At 37.6% G+C, this 5,812-nt stretch carries 8 protein-coding genes; all 8 read right to left on the reverse strand.

Going from position 1 to position 5,812, the window contains the following annotated elements:
• Nucleotides 1-952, reverse strand: a 952-nt coding sequence (locus Q5O30_RS00005; RefSeq protein ID WP_302674473.1) for a flavin reductase, incomplete at its 3' end; no start/stop codon positions are given.
• Nucleotides 945-1,352 carry a Fur family transcriptional regulator gene (locus Q5O30_RS00010; RefSeq protein ID WP_021951728.1) on the reverse strand — a complete coding sequence of 136 codons (408 nt, stop codon included), beginning with the start codon at nucleotides 1,350-1,352 and terminating at the stop codon, nucleotides 945-947. The genes Q5O30_RS00005 and Q5O30_RS00010, both read right to left, overlap by 8 nt.
• A 249-nt stretch (nucleotides 1,353-1,601) precedes the next feature.
• Nucleotides 1,602-2,465: an aldo/keto reductase gene (locus Q5O30_RS00015; RefSeq protein ID WP_021951729.1), complete on the reverse strand. Its 864-nt coding sequence runs from the start codon at nucleotides 2,463-2,465 to the stop codon at nucleotides 1,602-1,604.
• 69 nt (nucleotides 2,466-2,534) lie between these two features.
• Nucleotides 2,535-3,302 (reverse strand): carboxymuconolactone decarboxylase family protein, encoded by a 768-nt coding sequence (locus Q5O30_RS00020; protein ID WP_021951730.1) that lies wholly within the window; start codon nucleotides 3,300-3,302, stop codon nucleotides 2,535-2,537.
• A gap of 130 nt (nucleotides 3,303-3,432) precedes the next feature.
• On the reverse strand, nucleotides 3,433-3,903 hold the full coding sequence (locus Q5O30_RS00025) for a flavodoxin (RefSeq protein ID WP_021951731.1): 471 nt from the start codon (nucleotides 3,901-3,903) through the stop codon (nucleotides 3,433-3,435).
• Nucleotides 3,904-4,023: 120 nt separating this feature from the next.
• Complete coding sequence (locus tag Q5O30_RS00030) at nucleotides 4,024-4,902, reverse strand: LysR family transcriptional regulator (protein WP_021951732.1); 879 nt, start codon at nucleotides 4,900-4,902, stop codon at nucleotides 4,024-4,026.
• Between the two features lie 28 nt (nucleotides 4,903-4,930).
• Nucleotides 4,931-5,575: a flavodoxin gene (locus Q5O30_RS00035; protein ID WP_021951733.1), complete on the reverse strand. Its 645-nt coding sequence runs from the start codon at nucleotides 5,573-5,575 to the stop codon at nucleotides 4,931-4,933.
• Nucleotides 5,576-5,597: 22 nt separating this feature from the next.
• Nucleotides 5,598-5,812, reverse strand: a 215-nt coding sequence (locus Q5O30_RS00040) for a hypothetical protein (protein ID WP_302674474.1), incomplete at its 5' end; no start/stop codon positions are given.

A 5,812-nucleotide genomic window follows, 5' to 3' on the forward strand; every position in this document is an offset into this window, starting at 1 on the left:
CAGGGAATCCTTCTTCCTCAGCTGTTTTCGCAAATCCCTCATACATATCTGTCCATTCATAATTTTCGCCTTCTGCAGCTGCCGCCAGATTTTCCTTTGTATCACCAATTCCTGCTAATTCCTTGAACCACATCTTTGCATGTTCTTTCTCGTTATCTGCTGTTTTTAAAAATAAAGCTGACATCTGCTCGTAGCCTTCCTTTTTCGCTACAGAAGCAAAATAGGTATACTTATTTCTTGCCTGTGATTCCCCTGCAAATGCCTCCTGTAAATTTTTCTCTGTCTGTGTTCCCGCATATTTGTTTGCTGCCATTTCTTTTACCTCCGTTTTCTTTACTACTTTTTCAAAATCTGATGCCGGGTGCTTGCACAAAGGACATATAAAGTCATCTGGTAATTCCTCGCCTACATATTCATATCCGCAAATTCTGCAACGCCATATTGTCTGACTATCCTCCGTCTTTCCAACTTTCTCTGGCTTAGGCTTAATATTATTCTGGTAATAATCATATGTTACTGAAGGAACATTACTTAAAACTTCCATATCAGTTATCTCACCCATAAACATTGTATGGGAACCTAAATCCTCTGTTTTATTAACTGTTACAGAAATGTATGCATTTGTACCTTCTGTAACATAGTAAATACCGTTTGAACCTCTGGCACACTTTTCAAATGCTTCAAATTTATTAACATTCCTTCCTGATTGAAAGCCAAAATGTTTGAACAATTCAAACTGTGCATTCTGACTCAGGACCGATACTGTGAATTTTCCGGTTCTTTGAATCATATCATGAGTGTAATTTGCTTTGTTAACGCAGATACTTAACTGGTTTGGTTCTGAAGCTGCCTGAATAGCAGTATTAATGATACAACCATTATCTTTTTCGTCTTCCTTAGCAGTCAGTACAAACAATCCATAACTCAACTTATACATTGCTTTCCTATCCATATTTTTCCTCCTTTACCTTCTCCCTGCATTTTGAGCAAATACCTTTAAATGAAATATCATAATCCAAAAATTTAGTTCCATGAGTGTTATGAATTCTCTCCATCAAGTCCAATATTTCATCCATATCCACATCTGAAACCTCACCGCACTTTACGCATCTGACATGATAGTGATTTTTCAACGTAAAATCGAACCGGTTCGGTCCATCCGGGACTTCAACCTTTCTTAAAGCACCTTCTTCTACCAATATATCAAGATTTCTATATACAGTTCCTTTTCCAATTGTAGGATATGCTTCTTTAATAAAATCATACACTTCATTTGCTGTAACATGTCTTTTCATCTCGTATACAGCATTTCGTACCAGATCTTTCTGTATGGTGTTCCTTCTGTTTGTCATTCGTCCTCCTTATTAGGATTTATTCTTAATAAGGATTATATATCAGCATTTTAGAATTGTCAACAAGTTGTTGACGATTGCGTTTTTATGATTATGCAGGGACATGATATTCAGATAATTAATAAACGTAATAGTAATTTGTATATGGCTTTGTTATTTTAAAAAGACATATGTAAACAACCAAGGCGGATTGTCACGAATATTTGTCCGCAACAATCCGCCTTGATTAAATTCATTCCACCTATAAAACTATAACTTTCCACCATACACAGGGAAACCGCTGCTTGCTCCATAGCTTTCAATTTTTTTAAAATTCTTTAGAAGCTCCATATCCTCCCTACTAATTTCAAAATCTACATCTCCATTAGTTTTCATATGCTCCGGATTTCCGGTTTTAGGAAGTGATATGGTTCCCAGCTGTAATGTATATCTGATACACAACTGTGCAACAGAAACGCCATACTTATCTGCCATGTGTTTGATTTCCGGCTGATTTAATATCTCGCCATGGGCAATTGGTGAATATGCCTCCACGGCAATATCCTTCTTCTTGCAGAACTCTATAAGTTCCTCCGGTGTATTGCTGATATGGCAAAGAATCTGGTTTACCATAGGTTTAATTTCTGCCACTTCCAAAAGACTTTCAATATCTTCAATCTGAAAATTTGATACGCCAATAGCCTTTAATTTTCCTGCCTTGTATGCATCTTCAAGAGCTCTCCAGGCTTCTCTGTTACCCTCTACATATCTGTTTTCAGACTGATTTACCTCTACCCACGGCTGTGGACTATGAATAATCATCATGTCAAGATAATCAAGTCCCATCTTCTCCAAAGTCTCATCAATACTTTTAGCAGCTGACTCGTAAGTTTTGTGTTCTGCAGCAACCTTTGATACAACAAATAATTCTTCCCTTGGAATTTTGCAGTTTCTGACACCTTCACCAACTCCACGTTCATTTCCGTAAGCCTGTGCAGTATCGATATGTCTGTATCCCAAATCTACTGCTGCCTTTACTGCCTCTGCCACTTTGTCATCATCTATAAACCACGTTCCCAGTCCTAACTGTGGTATTTTTATGCCATTATTCAATGTAATTGTTTTGGTATACATTTATTTCCTCCTAACATAATATGTTGCGCCCACTCCCTCCGGTCAGCGGCAACTCGTCATATATTATTCCTATTTCAATTTTCCGTATTCTTCGTCTGACACAGCCTCGCACCATTCATTTGATGTTTCTTCTCCCGGAACTTCAACTGCTAAATGGCTAAACCAGCTGTCAGGTGCGGCTCCATGCCAATGCTTTACCTCCGGAGGAATATTTATACAATCTCCCGGTTTCATTTCAATGGCTTCTTTTCCTTCCTCCTGGTAGTATCCACGTCCGGCTACACACACAAGAATCTGTCCTCCACCATTCTTTCCATGATGAATATGCCAGTTGTTACGGCAACCCGGCTCAAATGTTACATTGAAAATTCCCACCTGATTGGTTGATACCGGTGCAAGATAACTCTTTCCTACAAAATACTTGGCAAAGGCATCATTTTGCGCCCCAATTGGAAATACCATTTCTTTTGCGTGAGCTCTCATCGCCTCATCTTCGTAAGGCAAATCCCCTTCCTTTACATTCCACACCTCTTTTGCAAGGTTAAAAACTGCCCATCCCTTTGGCCAGCCTGCATAAAAAGCCACATGGGTAATAATTGCAGCAATTTCCTTCTGGGTAACTCCATGGGCCTTGGCATTTTCCAAATGGAATTTAAGAGATGAATCTGTAATTCCTGATGCCATAAGTGCCACAACTGTTATAATACTTCTTGTTTTTACGTCTATATCCTGATTGTTCCAATTTTCTCCAAAAAGAACATCATCATTAAAATGCGCAAACTCAGGAGCAAATTCTCCTAATGCATTTCTTCCTGCTGTCTGTGTTATTTTTGCCATAACAATTTCCTCCTATAAATGGACTTCGTTCATTTTGTTTCCTCCATATTGTTGCGCCCCCTCCCCTTGGTCGGCGGCAGTTCGTCGGAAACATTTATAAAAATGAACTTCGTTCATTTTGTTTCCTCCTCTATATACTCTTTGCCCAATTTATTATTTCCTGTTTCGACATGCCGTTTAAAACTTTGCCTTCTGTGATTATTGCATCAGGTGCTGACGGCTGTAATTCTTTTACGGTGTTTCCAAATCCGCTTCCTCCTGATGTGGCAAACAAGATTATCTTTTTGCCTGAAAAATCATATTTTTCTAAAAATGTATTAATAATTGTTGGTGCAACATACCACCAAACCGGAAATCCTATAAGAATTTCGTCATAATCCTGAGGATTTATTTCATCTCCTGCTATTTCAGGTCTGATTTTTTTGTCACTCATTTCTACGCTGCTTCTTGATTTTTTATCCATCCAGTTAAGGTCTGCCTTTGTATATGGTACCTTTGGTGTGATTTCATATAAATCACTGTTATCTGCCTCTGATACTATTTCAGCTACTTTTTTTGTTACTCCACTTGCACTAAAATATGCCACTAACTTCTTTGCCATAACTAATACCTCCTCATGTTTTTGTATTACACAAAATGGATAAGACAAATTAATTTATCCTACCCATTTATTATATACTTTATTTTGTCGTTATGTCTAATACCCATATTGTATGTCTTTTTATGCCTTGTAGGCATTTATTTCTTCTATAAATTTACTTACTGCCGGTGAGTAAGGTATATTCCTCCTCCATGCTATTACGGTGCTTGCCAGAATCTCCGGTGATAATGTTTTTTGTACCACCAAATCTCTCCTCCAATATCGCATGGCACCTTCAATGGAAATAGGATATCCTAATCCGTTTATAGCCATAACTCCTGCATTTGTCCCTAAATTACTGGTAAAAGCAATATTCAGTCTGCTAAAATCCTTTCCGAACCAATTTGCCAATTCACTTTGTATATTGGTTCTTTCCGGCAATATCAGTGGAAGCTTTAACAAATCTTTTTTTGTAATAACTTCTTTTTTTGCCAATGAATCATCCACTCTCATGCTTACTACCCAGTGGTCACATCCCTGCATTCTAATATAATCCATTCCTTCAGTGCTAACGGGCTCAAGAAACAATCCTATATCCACAAGCCCTTTATTCATCATTTCTGAAATGTTGTCAGCGGTTCCTGTATGTATGGCAAACTGAACTAAAGGGTATTTTTCCTTATATTTTTTGCATATTTTTGCCAAGGTTTCCACAGCTATAAATTCGCCACAGCCTATGGTAATTTTCCCTTCTACAGACTCCCTGTTGCCCTTAAATTCACTGACAATTTTGTCTTCCAAATCTACCAGTTCCAATGCCCTGCGCTTTAGCAGCAAACCTTCATTAGTCAGGGTAATGCTGTGACCACCTCTGTTAAACAGCTTTACCCCAAGTTTCTCTTCTAAAGCCGCCAGCTGTCTTGAAAGGGTAGGTTGTGTTATATTAAGCTGCTTAGCCGCTTTGGTAAAACTTTGCTCTTTTGCCACCATTAAAAAATATCTTAATACTCTCAAATCCATAATGTAATTGCCTCCCGGTAATTTAACTTTATTTTACCCCATTAGTCCAGTTATTTACTTCCTCATCTGTGACATTTCCATCAAAACGCTTTCCTGCGGCAATGTTTACATCGGGATATAATTTTTGCAAATCACTTACACTTTGTTCAATTCCACTGCCACCGGAAGTACAGAATAAATACACTGTCTTTCCCTTTAAATCGTAGCTTTCAAAAAACGTCTGTATTATTCTCGGTGCCGTTCCCCACCATATAGGGTATCCTATATAAATAGTATCACTATTTTCTACTTTGCTTAAGTCATTTTTAATTTCCGGTCTGGAGGACTCATCCTTCATTTCCTTATTTGCACGACAATCATCATTGCTGTAATCTATATCATCAGAAGTATATTCCTCCTTTGGAATGATTTCCATGGTATCTGTTCCCAATGTTCCGGCAATTTTTTGTGCAACATTTCGGGTAGTTCCTGTTACTGAAAAAAACAATACTGAGATATTTTTTCCATTTTCGACGGTTGTATTACCTTCAGTTTCACTTTTCTCAGTTGTAGAATTTTCTGTTGTAACCTCCGTACTGTCTGAGATTTCCTCTGTTGGTTTCTTTGTTTCTCCACAGGCTGCTAAAGAAATCATAAGCACAACTGCCATAATAATTGTAACTAATTTTTTCATTTAATTGCTCCTTTCAAAAAATTTAAATTACTTTATCTTCTAATGCGTAAAAATTCATTATAACAGGGGTAATGGCAAAAATAAACCAATACAGTTTCCCGCTACATTTACTATATTTGCTACAATTGATATATACATAGTGGTGCTGGTTTTCCCAAAGCTTCTGTAAAGTGCTGCACCTGCATTCTTTTACGCTCAGTTTCTCCTTATCCCCTTCCATTAATAACAGTTCTTCTG

This window comes from Eubacterium sp. CAG:161 (genome assembly GCF_000432355.1).
Lineage (GTDB): Bacteria > Bacillota > Clostridia > Lachnospirales > Lachnospiraceae > Eubacterium_G > Eubacterium_G segne.

Excerpts from the sequence above, each read along its gene's own strand:
- Q5O30_RS00010 (WP_021951728.1), bottom strand. The coding sequence starts at position 1,352 with ATGACAAACAGAAGGAACACCATACAGAAAGATCTGGTACGAAATGCT.
- Q5O30_RS00015 (WP_021951729.1), bottom strand. The coding sequence starts at position 2,465 with ATGTATACCAAAACAATTACATTGAATAATGGCATAAAAATACCACAG.
- Q5O30_RS00020 (WP_021951730.1), bottom strand. The coding sequence starts at position 3,302 with ATGGCAAAAATAACACAGACAGCAGGAAGAAATGCATTAGGAGAATTT.
- Q5O30_RS00025 (WP_021951731.1), bottom strand. The coding sequence starts at position 3,903 with ATGGCAAAGAAGTTAGTGGCATATTTTAGTGCAAGTGGAGTAACAAAA.
- Q5O30_RS00030 (WP_021951732.1), bottom strand. The coding sequence starts at position 4,902 with ATGGATTTGAGAGTATTAAGATATTTTTTAATGGTGGCAAAAGAGCAA.
- Q5O30_RS00035 (WP_021951733.1), bottom strand. The coding sequence starts at position 5,575 with ATGAAAAAATTAGTTACAATTATTATGGCAGTTGTGCTTATGATTTCT.